We start from the raw sequence: 15,949 nt of genomic DNA, 5'->3' as shown, positions 1-15,949 counted from the left end.
ATTGTTGATTATTGAATTTGTCATCACTTTTATTGCTTAATAGTCGACAGAGACAACACAATAAAGAGAAACACCATGAAAACTGCCTACATTGCCAGACAACGCCAGATTAGTTTTGTGAAAGCCTATTTTTCTCGTCAGTTGGAAGAGAAACTCGGTCTGATCGAAGTTCAGGCTCCGATTCTCAGCCGCCTCGGCGATGGCACACAAGACAATCTGTCTGGTAGCGAAAAGGCCGTTCAGGTGAGAGTAAAAGCGATTCCTGAAGCACAATTTGAAGTCGTACACTCACTGGCGAAATGGAAAAGAAAAACCTTGGGTCTGCATGACTTCAGCGCTGGCGAAGGGCTTTACACGCACATGAAAGCCCTGCGCCCTGATGAAGACCGCCTGTCACCTATTCACTCTGTCTATGTGGATCAGTGGGACTGGGAACGCGTTATGGGTGATGGTGAACGCCACCTTGGTACGCTGCATAAAACCGTTGAAAGTATTTGGGCGGCAATTAAAGCCACCGAAGCTGCTGTCACTGAGCAGACCGGATTGACACCATTCTTACCTGAGAACATTCATTTTGTTCACAGCGAAACCTTGCAGCAGCGTTATCCGGATCTCGATGCTAAAGGCCGTGAACGTGCGATAGCGAAAGAACTGGGCGCGGTATTCCTGATTGGTATCGGCGGTGCGCTGGGTGATGGTAAACGTCATGATGTACGTGCTCCGGATTATGATGACTGGTCAACACGCACTGAGAGCGGTTTTGCCGGGCTGAACGGTGATATCCTGGTGTGGAACCCGGTTCTGGAAGATGCTTTTGAACTCTCTTCGATGGGGATCCGCGTTGATGCCGAAGCGCTTAAACGCCAGTTAGCCCTGACGAGTGATGAAGATCGTCTGAAGCTGGAATGGCACCAGTCGCTGCTGAAAGGTGAAATGCCACAAACTATCGGTGGTGGTATCGGCCAGTCTCGTCTGACTATGTTGCTGTTACAGCTGCCGCATATCGGTCAGGTTCAGTGTGGCGTATGGCCTGCTGATATTCAGGCCGCAGTGAGCGACCTGCTGTAAAACTTAACGCTTCGCAATAAGCCTCTTTTAGTCCGGTATCAAAGCGCAGAGATGCGCATGATACTGGGCTTCTTATGTCTCTGTGTTATCTGACAGAAGCACTTCAAAGTAATCCTCATCGTCGCCGTGCATTTTATCTGCATTATTATTCCTTCTTTTTATTTGGAACTAAACTCTCACTTAGTTATTTATTATTACTGAAATATATTCAACCTTCCTGATTAAATAATAGAGGCGTTTTTTTATGTATTATTCCATCGTATTGGATTACGATGTGATTTTATATTAGACACGATCTTTTTTTATTTATTAAGGTTTTTATAAATGGATAGGTTGAATTCAAGCTCGACTAATACTTATGATGTTACTAATAGCTATTTATTTAATAATGAAGTGACAACTATTCAGGGCGAAATAGAAGAAAGACATAATGCATATGTGACTGAGTTAAATGCTAATCACCATCCGGATTATGAGCAAAATAAACATATAAATAATATGATATATAAACTTAAGCATACTGATAGTATCAGTGAAAGTAAAAGGTTAATTGTTGATATAAAAAAATGCATGGAATACATGCAGAATGAACTCTATCATCTCAGAGAGAGAACTTTTATCGTGAAAAATAAATGTACTCATGAGGTTTATGGCGTTCTGGCGAAAGGCTTCACCTCTAATGATCGTGATGTCTATATTAAAAATTTATCAAATTACTATGATGTCATTCTTCGGTTAAGCGAGGGGGTTGATAATGATAATGTCTATAACAATAGTCATAGACATAATCCATTTTATAATTTTAGTTGCAAGCAGAGTTTAGCTATAACGAGATTTGGCGACTGGGATAGTCATTATCCTATAGCTATTCGCGGTAGCTCCTCTTTATTTGGTGATTTATCGGCAATGAGTAATTTACATAACGGTATATCTGCAAAGGTTCCTGATTTAACTTATAACTGCGGGAAAGATCAATTTGATTAAGACGGGTAATCATCAAGTAGATGGTTTTTTTATTAACCATTACCATGAATTAATCGAGGGTTATTGTTATTTTCTGTTAATGAACCATGTATAAATAAATGCATGCGCACATTTATTGATGTAACTATCTTTAGTTGAAGCGTTAATAGTGATATATCTTTTACTATTAACGCTTCCAGCGTCGCAGTAAACGCCCCTTAAGTCCGGTATCAAAGCGCCAGATATGGTCGAAAATACGCATGATACCGGGCTTACCGTGTCCTGACATGGCTACTGCATGAAAACGGTGCTGATGTTCCCGCTGCAGTACTTTTACGGTATTCACCACATCATCCGGTAAACGCTGGGCGATAAAATCAGAAATTATCACCGCATCAGCATCATAACCTTCCGGTCCTTTCATCCGTTCTATCACCGAACGAAAACAGCTCGCCAGGTCGGTGCCGCCCTGAAAACGCTGACTTAGAAAGCGGATCGCTTGTTCAATACCATCACTTCCGCTGATCTCATAGCGGATAACGTCATGTGAAAACATCTCGATAAAGCAGCGCCGGTTATCGGCCAGAGCAATACGCATTAAGGCGAGACAGAAGGCTTTGGCACATTGTTCATTAAACCCCCCCATTGAACCCGAAGTATCAACGCAGACAATAAACGGGCCGCGCGGCTGTTCAGCAAAATCCTGGTGAGCAACCGGGCGTTCGATGACCTTTTCCCGCCATGAGTCACCGTGAAGGCGATAACTGAGCAGCTGTTTTTCCACCAGCCGACGATAGAACTCATATTCAAGTTCAGTGATACCTAAAGTTGCCAGTTCTGTAGGCAGTAAACGCAGAATATCATCCCCGAGCTTTAAGCCATCGACCTGTTCCGGAACGCTGGAAGGTTCGCGAACCAGGGTGCGCCAAAGCTCGGTGGGCGCATTTTCTCGCGGGACTGACTTTGCTTCCCTGGAACGCCCAAGCTGTTCCGCCAGCTTCATCAGTTCAGGCTGGCTTTCAAGAAAATCACCGTACTGTACGATCAGTTGATAATCCGCGTAGCGTAGTCCGCCGCCGCGACTCATATCCCACAGTTTGCCTGCTGCGGTGTCATTTTCTGCGAGGGTGGCATCCAGCTGGCCGCTTAGGGCCATACGAGCCTGAATTTCGGCTAATAACTTATCGCGTTCATCTTCGAGGATCTGCTGGCTGAGTGAGGTTGCCTGCAGGACCAGGCTGAGGCGCCAGCGCTGTAAAAATAGGGTATGCAGCGCCGGTGTCATCGTTGAAGCTGGCGTCACTAAGCTTTTCGCTTCCAGCTTAAAAGGCGAGTTTACATTTTCCAGTAATAGCGTAATTTCCGGTATTTTGAGCGCCAGCTGGGCAGTACTTAGGGTCTGACTTTGCTGATAACACAGTACCTCTTGAGCCAGTGCTTCAGGAACCTGTCCTTCTTTCAGCCGGTTTTTTAGCTGCTCCCGCCATCGAGGTAAGTCTTCACTGACCGCTTTTTTCAGACGTGGGTATTTTTCAAAAAAAACGGCCAGTGTAGGAGAAGCCAGCAAAGCAACAATAATTCCTTCTATCAACTCACCTTCGGCGATAGTTAAGATAATATCCAGCGCTTCAATACTTAACATTGACGAGCCTGTTGAAGTTGTACTGCCACTTCTTGCAGGCTGGCCTCAATTTTGGCTAACCAGTCATTTTCGATAAACAGGCACTTCTGCTGATGGTTAAAACGTTCATGTTGTTGATGCAACTGCGCATCCAGGGCGTCCAGCTGCTGTTTGATTTCGTCCGGAACTCCTTGCTGCTGATGTCCCGGTAACGTCAGACGCGTGGCCTGCAGGCTGATATCGCGTAGCGTCAGATGCTGACTATTATCGACACTCATATCCAGGGTCTGAGCAAAACCGATCCCGTTCAATTTTCCGCGGATCTCGCCACCTTTACTCAGCCATTGTGTCAGGGCGTCGTGGGTGAGAGTAATATGAATCACTTCGATATCGTGCAGGCGTAATGGTTTTTGCAGCAATAAGGTTAAGGTTTCGCCGGTTAAATTCTCAGGGAGCTGATACTGAGGTTTACGGCTGAACATGCCGGTCTGCTTATTCACCGTCAGCGCTTCTTTGTCATTACTTTGCTGCTGTAATTGCAGGCGACGCTGAGTGATATTGGTCAGTTTAGTTAGCATCGATTGTTGCTGCCAGCCATGACCGGTCATCAATACTTCGAGCTGTTGCTGCATCATCGCCATCGCAGCGGTGTCATGCCACAGACAATCTTTGAGCAGGATAAGGTCAATCGGCTGTACCATATCACGCCCATTAAAGAAGGCACTCGCTTGTAATAGGCGCATCGCCTTTTTCCAGCGCCTGTCTGAAACGTAAGGAGCGCCTGGTGTGACATCCAGTTGCTGACGTAACAGGAAAACAAGGTCGAACACATCATCAGGCAAGCGGACATTACTGATATCTTGTTGCCAGCTGAAATACTCGTCATCGGTAATTTGCAGATTTTCGGGGACAGGATTTTGGTTTTCATCCTGAGTACTCACTAACAATGCCCGAAAGTTATTTTTGTCCTGTACCTTATCCAGCCACAGGCGGATCAGCATGCGGTCATACAGGGCTTCCAGACTACTATCAGCCTCGGGTAATTCGTTAGAAGCGGCAACGAGAAGGCGCATCGGGATCTTTTCTTCCCCGGCACCGTTACGAAAACGTCGCTCATTAATTGCGGTCAGTAAGGTATTAAGAATGGCCGGGCCTGCTTTCCAAATTTCATCCAGAAAGACGATTTCTGCTTCGGGTAGATAACCCGCAGTTAAGCGCTCATAACGGCCTTCATCTTTGAGGGCCTGAATAGAGAGTGGGCCGAACACCTCTTCTGGTGTTGAGAAGCGGGTCATCAGGTATTCAAAGGCGCGGGCATTGCGAAAAGCAAACTTTAACCGGCGCGCAATCAGGCTTTTGGCAATACCTGGCGGGCCGAGTAAAAAAACACTTTCTCCGCTTAATGCGGCGAGTAAACACAAGCGAATAGCATGCTGGCGTTCAAACAGACCTTTCTCTAAAGCCTGGCTGAGACGTGCGATTCTTTCTGCGAGTAAATGTGATTGAGCCATAATTAATTTTGCATCCTTACAGAGAAGGCTCAAGATAGCGCAAGAAGACGGTTATCGTCATCAAGAGCATACTTAGCGAGCCTTCAGGTCCAGGTATACTTGTTCAGGATCACAAAAAAGAACGCTTATGAACACAAAGAGTAAGCAATCGTTGCCAGCCGTCACCCTGGCCGCGATTGGTGTTGTTTATGGTGATATAGGTACCAGCCCGCTCTATACCTTACGTGAGTGTCTGTCCGGGCAATTTGGTATTGGGGTTGAGAGAGAGGCGATATTTGGCTTCTTATCGCTGATTTTCTGGCTACTGATTGTAGTCGTTTCCATTAAATACCTGCTGTTCGTGATGCGGGCTGATAACGCTGGTGAAGGGGGAACCCTGACACTGATGTCGCTTGCCGGGCGTCATACTTCCGCTCGTAGCACCGCTTTGCTGATTATTATGGGATTGATAGGGGGGAGCTTCTTCTACGGTGAAGTGGTGATCACCCCGGCAATATCGGTGATGTCCGCGATTGAAGGGCTGGAGATAGTGGCTCCGTCACTGGATACCTATATTGTACCGCTCTCTATTGCCGTTCTGACCTTGCTGTTTGTGATTCAAAAGCACGGTACAGGTACGGTCGGAAAACTCTTCGCCCCGGTCATGCTGTTATGGTTTTTGACACTGGCAGTGCTGGGCGGGCGGGCGGTAATAGCGAATCCGGAAGTGCTACAAGCCCTGAACCCCTACTGGGCGTTTAACTTTTTTGTGCAATATAAAGCAGTCTCTTTCTTTGCTCTCGGCGCGGTAGTTCTGGCGATAACCGGGGTCGAAGCGCTGTATGCGGATATGGGCCATTTTGGTAAATTACCTATCCGTATTGCGTGGTTTATCGCGGTATTACCAGCCCTGGTTCTGAACTATTTTGGCCAGGGAGCGTTACTGCTGCAAAATCCAGAAGCGATTAAAAACCCCTTCTTTTTATTAGCCCCTGACTGGGCGCTGATTCCGTTACTGGTTCTGGCTACTCTGGCGACCGTTATCGCGTCTCAGGCAGTGATTTCTGGCGTTTTTTCCCTGACTCGTCAGGCGGTTAGGCTGGGATACTTATCTCCGATGCGTATCATCCATACCTCGGAAAAAGAGTCCGGACAAATCTATATCCCGGTGGTGAACTGGATCCTCTATATCGCGGTAGTGCTGGTGATTATTGGCTTCGAGCATTCAAGTAATTTAGCTGCGGCCTACGGTATTGCAGTCACCGGAACCATGATACTGACCAGCTTGCTTGCCTGTACCGTCGCGCGTAAAAACTGGCACTGGAATAAGATTATCGTCGCCTTCGCTGGGCTAGTTTTCTTATCTATTGATATTCCGCTGTTCTCTGCCAACCTGGTGAAAATCTATTCCGGCGGCTGGTTACCTCTCAGTTTAGGGTTTGTCATGTTTATGATCATGATTACCTGGAAAAGCGAGCGGTTTCGTTTATTACGCAAAATGAATGAGCACGGCAACTCACTGACCGCGATGGTCGCTTCACTGGAAAAAAACCCGCCGATACGGGTTCCCGGAACCGCGGTGTATATGTCCCGCGGCATCAACGTGATCCCGTTTGCCCTGCTTCATAATCTCAAACATAACAAAGTGTTGCATGAGAGGGTGCTATTACTGACGTTTCGCACTGAAGATGTCCCTTATGTGCATAATCTACAGCGCGTGACGATTGAACAGCTTTCGCCGACCTTCTGGCGAGTTATTGCGAGATATGGCTGGCGCGAGACGCCGAATGTGGAAGAGGTCTTCTATCGTTGCCGAATGGAAGGTCTGAGCTGCGAAATGATGGAAAGCTCGTTCTTTATCTCCCATGAGTCACTGATTATAGGTAAACGGCCCTGGTATTTACGTCTGCGTGGCAGGTTGTTTATGACCTTACAAAGAAATGCCCTGCGCGCCCCGGATCAGTTTGAGATCCCACCCAACAGGGTAATTGAACTGGGAACCCAGGTCGAAATCTAGCCAAGAGAGCCTCTCATCGCAGAGGCTTTTTTTATTCTCAGGCAAAAACAAAGCCTCAGTACTCTTCAAAAAAACAATCTTGCGAAACGTTTCGATGGCGATCACATTTTTGCTACATGGTGATTGTGAAACCGGCCCGGTATTACCTACACTGATGGCGAGCGAAACGTTTCGCTCGTGAGGTGAGAAGATGAAAAAAGGCAAAGTACTTAACGCAGATATCTCGGCTGTTATCTCCCGTCTGGGACATACAGACATGCTGACCATCGCTGATGCAGGGTTACCTATAGCGCCTCAAACAGCGCGCATCGATTTGGCATTAACCCAGGGTGTGCCCGGTTTTATGCAGGTCGTAGAGGTCGTGACTCAGGAAATGCAGGTTGAAGCTGCAATCCTTGCTCAGGAAATTAAACAGCATAATCCTGAGCTTCATGAACAGTTGTTAGCGCACATAGAGCAGCTGCAACAGCAGCAGGGTAATACCATCTCCATTCGCTACGTCAGCCATGAAGCCTTTAAACAATGTACGACAGACAGCCGGGCTGTTATTCGTAGTGGAGAATGCTCTCCATTTGCGAACATCATTCTCTGTGCTGGCGTAACCTTCTGAGGTCAGTATGGAACCTTTACTGCAGCTTAAGGGTATTGAGAAGTCATTTCCGGGAGTGAAAGCCCTGTCCGGCGCCTCCCTGAATGTTTATCCGGGTCGAGTGATGGCGCTGGTGGGTGAAAACGGTGCTGGCAAATCGACAATGATGAAAGTCCTGACCGGTATCTACACCAAAGATGCGGGTTCACTAGTATGGCTGGGTAAAGAGACCAGCTTTAAAGGACCAAAATATTCCGAACAAGCAGGTATCGGCATCATTCATCAGGAACTCAACCTGATACCCCAGCTGAGTATTGCGGAAAACATTTTCCTCGGATGTGAGTTTGTTGGTCGTTTCGGCAATATTGACTGGAAGGCGATGTATCGCGAAGCAGATAAGCTTCTGGCCAGGCTCAATCTGCGCTTTACCAGTGAACTGCTGGTGGGTGATTTATCGATTGGCGACCAGCAGATGGTCGAAATAGCCAAAGTACTGAGCTATCAGTCCAAGGTCATCATCATGGATGAGCCAACGGATGCCTTAACCGATACGGAAACCGAATCACTGTTTCGCGTTATCCGTGAGCTGAGAAACCAGGGCTGCGGCATTGTTTATATCTCTCACCGTATGAAAGAGATTTTTGAGATTTGCGACGACGTTACCGTACTGCGTGACGGACAGTTTGTTGCTGAACGTGAAGTGTCTTCTCTCAGTGAAGACTCACTGATTGAAATGATGGTCGGTCGTAAACTTGAAGAGCAGTATCCGCATATTGATAAACAGCCAGGCAAAGTCAGGTTGCAGGTAGAAAAACTGTCAGGCCCCGGAGTCAAAGAAGTCTCTTTTACTCTGCGTGAAGGCGAGATCCTGGGCGTATCAGGTTTGATGGGTGCGGGTCGTACTGAATTAATGAAAGTGCTTTATGGCGCACTGCCAAAAACAGCGGGTCGTATTGTACTGGGTGGTAAAGAGATTACCGCTCGCTCTCCTCAAGAGGGCCTGGAGTACGGAATTGTTTATATCTCCGAAGACCGTAAGCGTGATGGCCTGATCCTCGGTATGTCGGTGAAAGAGAATATGTCACTGACTGCGTTACGTTATTTTAGTAATGCTTCAGGCAGCCTGAAACATAAAGAAGAAGAGCTTGCCGTTGGTGATTTTATTGAGCTGTTTAAGGTTAAAACCCCATCAATGGAACAGCCAATAGGCCTGCTATCTGGTGGTAACCAGCAGAAAATAGCCATTGCACGTGGTTTGATGACCCGACCGAACGTCCTGATCCTCGACGAACCGACTCGTGGCGTTGATGTAGGTGCAAAAAAAGAAATTTATCAGCTGATTAACCAGTTTAAGGCTGATGGTTTAAGCATCATTCTGGTGTCGTCAGAAATGCCAGAAGTTCTGGGAATGAGCGACCGCATTATGGTGATGCATGAAGGTAAAGCGAGTGCCACCTTTACCCGGGATGAGGCAACCCAGGAACAACTAATGGCGGCAGCTGTTGGCAAATTTAATCCGGATAGTCAGGAGTGGAAAAAATGAGTGTACAAACCGTGTCTGGCCGTCGCTGGTTCACTAAAGCATGGCTGATGGAGCAAAAATCACTGATAGCCTTATTAGTGCTGATTGCCATTGTATCCAGCCTGAGCCCAAACTTTTTTACCGTTAATAATCTGTTCAATATCCTGCAACAGACCTCAGTAAACGCCATTATGGCGGTGGGTATGACGCTGGTTATCCTGACCTCCGGTATTGACCTTTCGGTTGGTTCGTTGCTGGCATTAACGGGTGCGGTAGCGGCATCGGTTATCGGGTTTGAAGTTAATGCCTTAGTTGCGGTTGCTGCGGCCCTGGCATTAGGTGCGGCGATTGGTGCTGTTACCGGGGTGATTGTTGCTAAAGGGCGAGTTCAGGCCTTTATTGCTACGCTTGTTATGATGTTACTGCTGCGTGGTGTGACTCTGGTCTATACCAACGGCAGTCCGGTGAACACCGGCTTCTCTGAGAATGCTGACCTCTTTGGCTGGTTTGGTATAGGTCGTCCTTTAGGTATCCCGACCCCAATATGGATCATGGCGATTGTCTTTATTGCTGCCTGGTACATGCTGCACCATACCCGTTTAGGGCGCTATATTTATGCTTTGGGCGGGAACGAAGCTGCAACGCGCCTTTCTGGCATCAGCGTTGATAAAGTTAAAATTATTGTTTACTCGTTGTGTGGCTTACTGGCTTCACTGGCCGGGATTATTGAAGTTGCCCGTCTTTCTTCTGCACAGCCTACTGCGGGAATGGGGTATGAACTCGATGCTATCGCGGCGGTAGTTCTGGGTGGAACCAGTCTTGCGGGTGGCAAGGGTCGGATTGTTGGTACCCTGATCGGGGCATTGATTCTCGGATTCCTTAACAACGGTTTAAATTTATTAGGTGTTTCCTCTTACTATCAGATGATCGTTAAAGCGCTTGTTATTCTGCTGGCGGTACTGGTAGATAACAAAAAACAGTAACACGTAACCCTACAGGAATACGCATATGAACATGAAAAAACTGGCTACTTTAGTTTCTGCGGTTGCACTGAGTGCCACACTTAGCGCTAACGCCATGGCAAAAGATACTATCGCTCTGGTTGTGTCTACGTTGAATAACCCATTCTTTGTTTCACTGAAAGATGGCGCACAGAAAGAGGCCGATAAGCTGGGTTATACCTTGGTGGTTCTGGACTCGCAGAATAACCCGGCCAAAGAGCTGGCAAACGTTCAAGACTTAACGGTTCGTGGAACTAAATTACTGCTGATTAACCCAACCGATTCAGATGCAGTGGGTAACGCTGTGAAGATGGCTAACCAGGCGAATATCCCGGTTATTACTCTGGACCGTGTAGCAAACCAGGGCACTGTTGTCAGCCATATCGCTTCTGATAACGTTGCTGGCGGTAAAATGGCGGGTGACTTTATTGCTGAGAAACTGGGTAATGGTGCCAAAGTTATCGAGCTCCAGGGTATTGCTGGTGCATCTGCTGCCCGTGAACGCGGTGAAGGTTTCAAACAGGCGGTTGCTGCGCATAAATTCAATGTTCTGGCCAGCCAGCCAGCTGACTTTGACCGTACTAAGGGCTTGAACGTCATGCAGAACCTGCTGACCGCTCATCCTGATGTTCAGGCAGTATTTGCACAAAACGATGAAATGGCGTTAGGCGCATTGCGTGCTCTGCAAGTTGCAGGTAAAAACGATGTGCTGGTGGTTGGTTTTGACGGTACTGATGACGGCGTGAAAGCGGTTGAAGGCGGCAAATTAGGCGCCACCGTGGCACAGATGGCCGATCAAATCGGCGTCATCGGTGTAGTCACCGCAGATAAAGCGTTAAAAGGTGAAACTGTTCCGGCGCAAATCCCGATTGATTTGAAACTGGTTAAGAAGTAATACCCTAAAAATACCGAGCAAGGACATTGCGCCACCAGGCTTTTAGGTGGCGCAATTAACTGGATATAAAAAAAATGAAAAATACAGCAAAACTCGTTGTTCTTGGTAGTATCAATGCCGACCATATTCTGAATCTTAATAATAATTTCCCAACACCAGGGGAAACCGTAACCGGGCAAGGCTATCAGGTTGCTTTTGGCGGTAAAGGCGCTAATCAGGCGGTTGCCGCAGGGCGCAGTGGCGCAGATATCACCTTTATTGCCTGTGTGGGTGATGACGATACCGGTAAGAAAGTCTGCCAGCAGTTAGCCAGCGACAACATCGATATTTCAGCCATCAGCACTATTCCTGATGCGACCACTGGCGTGGCACTCATCTTTGTTAACAGTGCCGGCGAGAATGTGATTGGTATTCATGCCGGAGCGAATGCGGCCTTAACGCCTGCTCTGGTAAATGAGCAACAACAAAAAATCAGTGAAGCATCTGTCCTGTTAATGCAACTGGAGTCCCCGCTGGAAAGCGTACTGGCTGCGGCAAAAATAGCGCATCAGCATCAAACTAAAGTTATCCTCAATCCAGCACCGGCTTATCCGTTATCTGATGAGTTACTGGCGCTGCTGTATATGATAACGCCGAATGAAACCGAAGCTGAAAAGCTGACCGGTGTACGTGTTGAAAATGATGAAGATGCGGCAAAAGCTGCCGGTGTTTTACATGACAAAGGTATCGAGATTGTCATTATTACCCTGGGTAGTCGTGGCGTATGGTTAAGTGAAAAAGGTGTAGGTCAGCTGGTTCCAGGCTTCCGGGTCAAAGCTATCGACACTATTGCTGCCGGAGATACCTTTAATGGTGCTCTGGTAACCGCATTACTGGAAGATAAACCGATGAATGAAGCTGTTCGCTTTGCTCATGCTGCTGCCGCGATCGCGGTAACACGTAAGGGTGCACAGCCTTCAGTTCCATGGCGTCATGAAATTGATGAGTTTTTAGAACAACAGGGGTAAGTAAACAGTGGCCACCATGAAGGATGTCGCTCGCTTAGCGAGTGTTTCTACCTCAACCGTCTCGCATGTGATTAACAACGATCGCTTTGTGAGTGAGGCCACGCGTAAGAAAGTTGATGATGCGATTAAAACGCTGAATTATGCCCCTTCAGCGTTGGCTCGCAGTCTTAAACTGAATCAAACCCATACTATTGGCATGTTGATTACTGCCAGTAGTAACCCCTTCTATTCCGAGCTGGTGCGCGGCGTGGAACGAAGCTGCTTTGAACGCGGTTATAGCCTGGTGCTATGCAATACCGAAGGCGATGAGCAGCGTATGAACAGTAACCTGGAAACGCTGCTGCAAAAACGCGTGGACGGGTTACTGCTACTCAGTACTGAATCCCATCACCCTTCCATTGAAATCATGAATCGTTATCCCGGCGTACCCACCGTGATGATGGACTGGTCACCTTTCGACGGCGGCGATGTGATTCAAGATAATTCATTGCTGGGGGGGGAAATTGCCACTCAGTATCTGATTGATAAAGGCTATACCCGCATTGCCTGTATCGGTGGTCCGGTGGATAAAAGCCCTTCCTGTATGCGTCTTGATGGCTACCGGAAAGCAATGCAAAACGCCGGACTCCCTATTCTTCCCGGATATGAAGTTATCGGTGATTTTGAATTTCATGGTGGATATGAAGCCATGCTGAAATTGCTCTCACTGGAAACACCACCAGAAGCGGTATTTTCCAGTAATGATGCCATGGCAGTCGGTATCTATCAGGCGTTATATCAGTCATCTCTGACGGTTCCGAAGGATATGGCGGTGGTGGGTTATGATGATATTGAACTGGCGCGCTATATGACGCCACCTCTGACTACCATTCACCAGCCTAAAGATGAATTAGGTGAGCTGGCGGTTGATGTCTTGATTAAGCGAATGGCGCAACCAGATTTAGCCCAGCAGTGTTTACAGCTAACGCCAAAACTGATTGCGCGTGGGTCGGTTTAAGGCTTGTGCCTGTCCTTAATTAAATGACGACCATCTTTCGGGCGCAGAGCCAGGAATACCAGAGAAGAGAGCAGTGTCACTCCCCCCATACTGAGGAAGGTGTAGTGGAATTGCTCTACGGTATTCAGGCTTTCATTACCTTTATAAGCCAGCAGTACGGCGGCGCTGACGGCAACACCAAAGCTAATTGACAGCTGTTGCGTCACGGCCAGCACGCTATTACCGCTGCTGGCATGTTCATCACTCAGATCGGCAAGCGTAATGGTGTTCATTGCGGTGAACTGCGTCGACATCGCCATACCCAGTACAAATAGCGGCAGTACCAATAACCACAGCGCATTGCCAGGTGATTGCAGAGAGAACTGAGCAATCATAATGCCGAGTAACACCGTAATACTGAACAATGTTTTCCGATAGCCAAACTGACGCAGTACTCTCGTGACGGTCGATTTTGCCACCAGAGCGCCTAATGCTGTCGGCACCATCATACAGCCTGCAATTAAGGCACTATAACCAAACCCTACCTGCAACATGAGAGGCATTAAGAAGGGAACGCAGCCTGTACCCAGACGTGATGTCACATTACCCACTATACCCACCGAAAAAGTCCGTGTTTTAAATAGCGGCAGTGGGATCAGGGGAGATGTAGCATGGCGGGCATGATAGACATAACCCAGTATCAGTAAAATACCGCCGATCATGACTAGCACGCCAATGTAAGACTCGATGACATGTTCCCCGAATAATTCCAGGCCACAGGAAATCAGTACCAGGCCAATACCAAACAGTAAGAAACCACGCATATCAAACTTCTTAATTGGCGTAGTGAAGTTCGGCATGTACTTACGGGCGTAAATTAAGCCAAAAATACCAATCGGAATATTAATTAAGAAAATCCAGTGCCAGCTTGCCCATGTCACCAGAATTCCACCTAACAGAGGCCCGACGACCGGACCTACAAGTCCCGGGATAGTGACAAAGTTAAGTATCGGTAGCAGTTCACTGCGCGGATAGGCACGGAGTAAAGCCAGGCGGGCGACGGGCATCATCATGGCGCCACCAACACCCTGGATGATACGAAAGATAACCAGCTGGTTTAACGATCCCGAAAGCGCACAGGCAAGCGATCCGAAAGTGAAGAGTGATACGGCAATAATAAAGATACGCCGGGTACCAAATCTGTCGGCCAGCCAGCCACTAACGGGAATAAGCATAGCGACGGTCAGGGTATAGCTAATAATCGCTGACTGCATTGCCAGCGGGGAGCGGTTCAGGCTGCGGGCGATATCCGGAAGTGCGGTATTAAGGATAGTGGCGTCCAGTGCTTGCATAAAGAAGGCCATTGCCGCTATCCAGGGGAGTCCGGCCATACTGCGCGTGCTTTTAGTCATTATTTTCCTGATAGTTAAATGAGCCTGTATTGCTAATGAGACGTGGGTTCATTTAATAGTGCCACACAGGCAGCAAATGCTGCCCCGCTATCTCGCTGGCAGATGGCATCAACAATTGCCTGATGCAATTCAAGCTTAACCACTTTGTTATCGGTGATGGCTGTGAAGTAGTTGTGGTAGACAGGGCGGAATAAATTCGCAAAAGAGGTCATGAAGACGTTACCGCTCATCTCATAGACCAGCTCATGATAAGCCATATCTATTTCTATCCAGTAATCTTTGTCGAAGGTATCCTGCAGGGAAACCATTTCTTTCATTATAGAGAGCAGTTTTTGCTGCTGTATCTCGTCACTATGGATGGCTGCTAATGCACAAGCTTGTGGTTCGATGCTATGACGCATAATAATGAAGTCATCAACAATAAAGTCTAAGTTATCCTTTGTCATCCACCAGGCGAGTAACTCTTTATCCAGGAAGTTCCATTGTGCCCGCGGCATAACCCGAGTACCGATCCTTGGGCGGGGCAATAGCATTCCTTTTGCCGTTAAGGTTTTCACTGCTTCACGTACAGCAGTGCGGCTGACGTTGAATAAAGCGCCTAGCTCCATTTCACCAGGCAGAATGCTGCCAACCGGGTATTCGCCCTTCAATATACGCTGTGCGAGTTTCTCTGCCAGAATATAAGAAAGGTTTTTCTGGGCAGCGAGCTGCTGTGTAGATAAAGACATAAACACATCCTTTGGCAAATTTTCACTAACCAGTATGACATTGCCTGTCAATCTTGGGTGATTTTTACCCCAAATCCGGTGGGATTGATTGATATTCCCGCACATTGCTAAAAAATAACGCAGTCAGCAAATTAATTGAAATTAGGGGTTGTCAGGCCCGAAGAAATCCCTATAATGCGCATCCACTGACACGGAACAACGGTTACAAACCACCGAGTCAGTCGAAGGAAAGCGAAAATAAGCGCTTGACTTTGAAAGAGGAAAGCGTAGTATACGCCTCCTCGAGTTAGCAAGCTAAGGCAAGCAACTCACTGCTCTTTAACAATTTATCAGACAATCTGTGTGGGCACTCGCAAGATTGATATCTAAAGCACCTTCGGGTGCAGAACCTTCGGGTTCACAAAAAATATCAAGTCTTGAAGAGTGAACACTAGTTTTATAAACAGTATGAATTCTTTGAGCATCAAACACTTTTAAATTGAAGAGTTTGATCATGGCTCAGATTGAACGCTGGCGGCAGGCCTAACACATGCAAGTCGAGCGGTAGCACAGGGAGCTTGCTCCTGGGTGACGAGCGGCGGACGGGTGAGTAATGTCTGGGAAACTGCCTGATGGAGGGGGATAACTACTGGAAACGGTAGCTAATACCGCATAACGTCG

Annotated in this window: 13 protein-coding genes and 1 rRNA gene; 10 read left to right on the top strand and 4 right to left on the bottom strand. The window is 47.5% G+C overall.

The genetic code is table 11. The features are described 5' to 3' along the window. Positions 1–75: 75 nt before the first annotated feature. Positions 76–1,068 (top strand): aspartate--ammonia ligase, encoded by a 993-nt coding sequence (gene asnA, locus M2387_RS15345; protein WP_259050619.1) that lies wholly within the window; start codon positions 76–78, stop codon positions 1,066–1,068. A gap of 324 nt (positions 1,069–1,392) precedes the next feature. Further along, positions 1,393–2,052: an NleF caspase inhibitor gene (locus tag M2387_RS15340; RefSeq protein WP_259050618.1), complete on the top strand. Its 660-nt coding sequence runs from the start codon at positions 1,393–1,395 to the stop codon at positions 2,050–2,052. A gap of 166 nt (positions 2,053–2,218) precedes the next feature. Here the strand turns inward: M2387_RS15340 and viaA are convergent, their stop codons facing one another. Then, positions 2,219–3,673, bottom strand: coding sequence for an ATPase RavA stimulator ViaA (gene viaA, locus M2387_RS15335; RefSeq protein ID WP_259050617.1), 1,455 nt, complete (start codon positions 3,671–3,673; stop codon positions 2,219–2,221). Continuing rightward, the gene (gene ravA, locus M2387_RS15330) at positions 3,667–5,163 is read right to left on the bottom strand and encodes an ATPase RavA (protein ID WP_259050615.1); all 1,497 of its coding nucleotides are present in this window, start codon (positions 5,161–5,163) and stop codon (positions 3,667–3,669) included. The genes viaA and ravA overlap by 7 nt, the downstream gene beginning before the upstream one ends. Positions 5,164–5,290: 127 nt before the next feature. On the opposite strand from ravA, the gene kup reads away from it, so the two are divergent. The 7 genes from kup to rbsR all read left to right on the top strand — a co-directional run bounded on the left by kup (position 5,291) and on the right by rbsR (position 13,170). Further along, positions 5,291–7,159 carry a low affinity potassium transporter Kup gene (gene kup, locus M2387_RS15325; RefSeq protein ID WP_259050611.1) on the top strand — a complete coding sequence of 623 codons (1,869 nt, stop codon included), beginning with the start codon at positions 5,291–5,293 and terminating at the stop codon, positions 7,157–7,159. 190 nt (positions 7,160–7,349) lie between these two features. Next, entirely contained in the window at positions 7,350–7,769 is a 420-nt protein-coding gene (gene rbsD, locus M2387_RS15320) for a D-ribose pyranase (protein ID WP_259050610.1), read from the top strand. Between the two features lie 7 nt (positions 7,770–7,776). Continuing rightward, positions 7,777–9,291: a ribose ABC transporter ATP-binding protein RbsA gene (gene rbsA, locus M2387_RS15315; RefSeq protein WP_259050609.1), complete on the top strand. Its 1,515-nt coding sequence runs from the start codon at positions 7,777–7,779 to the stop codon at positions 9,289–9,291. Beyond that, a complete protein-coding gene (rbsC, locus tag M2387_RS15310; RefSeq protein WP_259050608.1) occupies positions 9,288–10,253 on the top strand; it encodes a ribose ABC transporter permease in 966 nt (321 codons plus the stop codon). Before rbsA ends, rbsC begins: the two co-directional genes overlap by 4 nt. Before the next feature lie 25 nt (positions 10,254–10,278). Beyond that, positions 10,279–11,166 carry a ribose ABC transporter substrate-binding protein RbsB gene (gene rbsB / locus M2387_RS15305; protein ID WP_259050607.1) on the top strand — a complete coding sequence of 296 codons (888 nt, stop codon included), beginning with the start codon at positions 10,279–10,281 and terminating at the stop codon, positions 11,164–11,166. 74 nt (positions 11,167–11,240) lie between these two features. Then, on the top strand, positions 11,241–12,173 hold the full coding sequence (gene rbsK, locus M2387_RS15300) for a ribokinase (protein WP_259050606.1): 933 nt from the start codon (positions 11,241–11,243) through the stop codon (positions 12,171–12,173). Between the two features lie 7 nt (positions 12,174–12,180). Beyond that, a complete protein-coding gene (gene rbsR / locus M2387_RS15295; RefSeq protein WP_259050605.1) occupies positions 12,181–13,170 on the top strand; it encodes a ribose operon transcriptional repressor RbsR in 990 nt (329 codons plus the stop codon). On the opposite strand, the gene mdtD is transcribed toward rbsR, so the two are convergent. Further along, positions 13,167–14,561, bottom strand: a complete 1,395-nt coding sequence (gene mdtD, locus M2387_RS15290) for a multidrug transporter subunit MdtD (RefSeq protein ID WP_259050603.1) — start codon at positions 14,559–14,561, stop codon at positions 13,167–13,169. The genes rbsR and mdtD overlap by 4 nt on opposite strands. 32 nt (positions 14,562–14,593) lie before the next feature. Then, positions 14,594–15,289 carry a FadR/GntR family transcriptional regulator gene (locus tag M2387_RS15285; protein WP_259050602.1) on the bottom strand — a complete coding sequence of 232 codons (696 nt, stop codon included), beginning with the start codon at positions 15,287–15,289 and terminating at the stop codon, positions 14,594–14,596. A gap of 475 nt (positions 15,290–15,764) precedes the next feature. Here M2387_RS15285 and M2387_RS15280 point away from each other — a divergent pair. Further along, a 16S ribosomal RNA gene (locus tag M2387_RS15280) occupies positions 15,765–15,949 on the top strand; the annotation flags it as partial.

Origin of the sequence: Klebsiella sp. BIGb0407 (assembly GCF_024807845.1) — a bacterium.
Classification (GTDB): Bacteria; Pseudomonadota; Gammaproteobacteria; order Enterobacterales; family Enterobacteriaceae; genus JGM124.
Note: the sequence above shows the minus strand (reverse complement) of the source record. Positions and strands in the feature narration are given on the sequence as shown.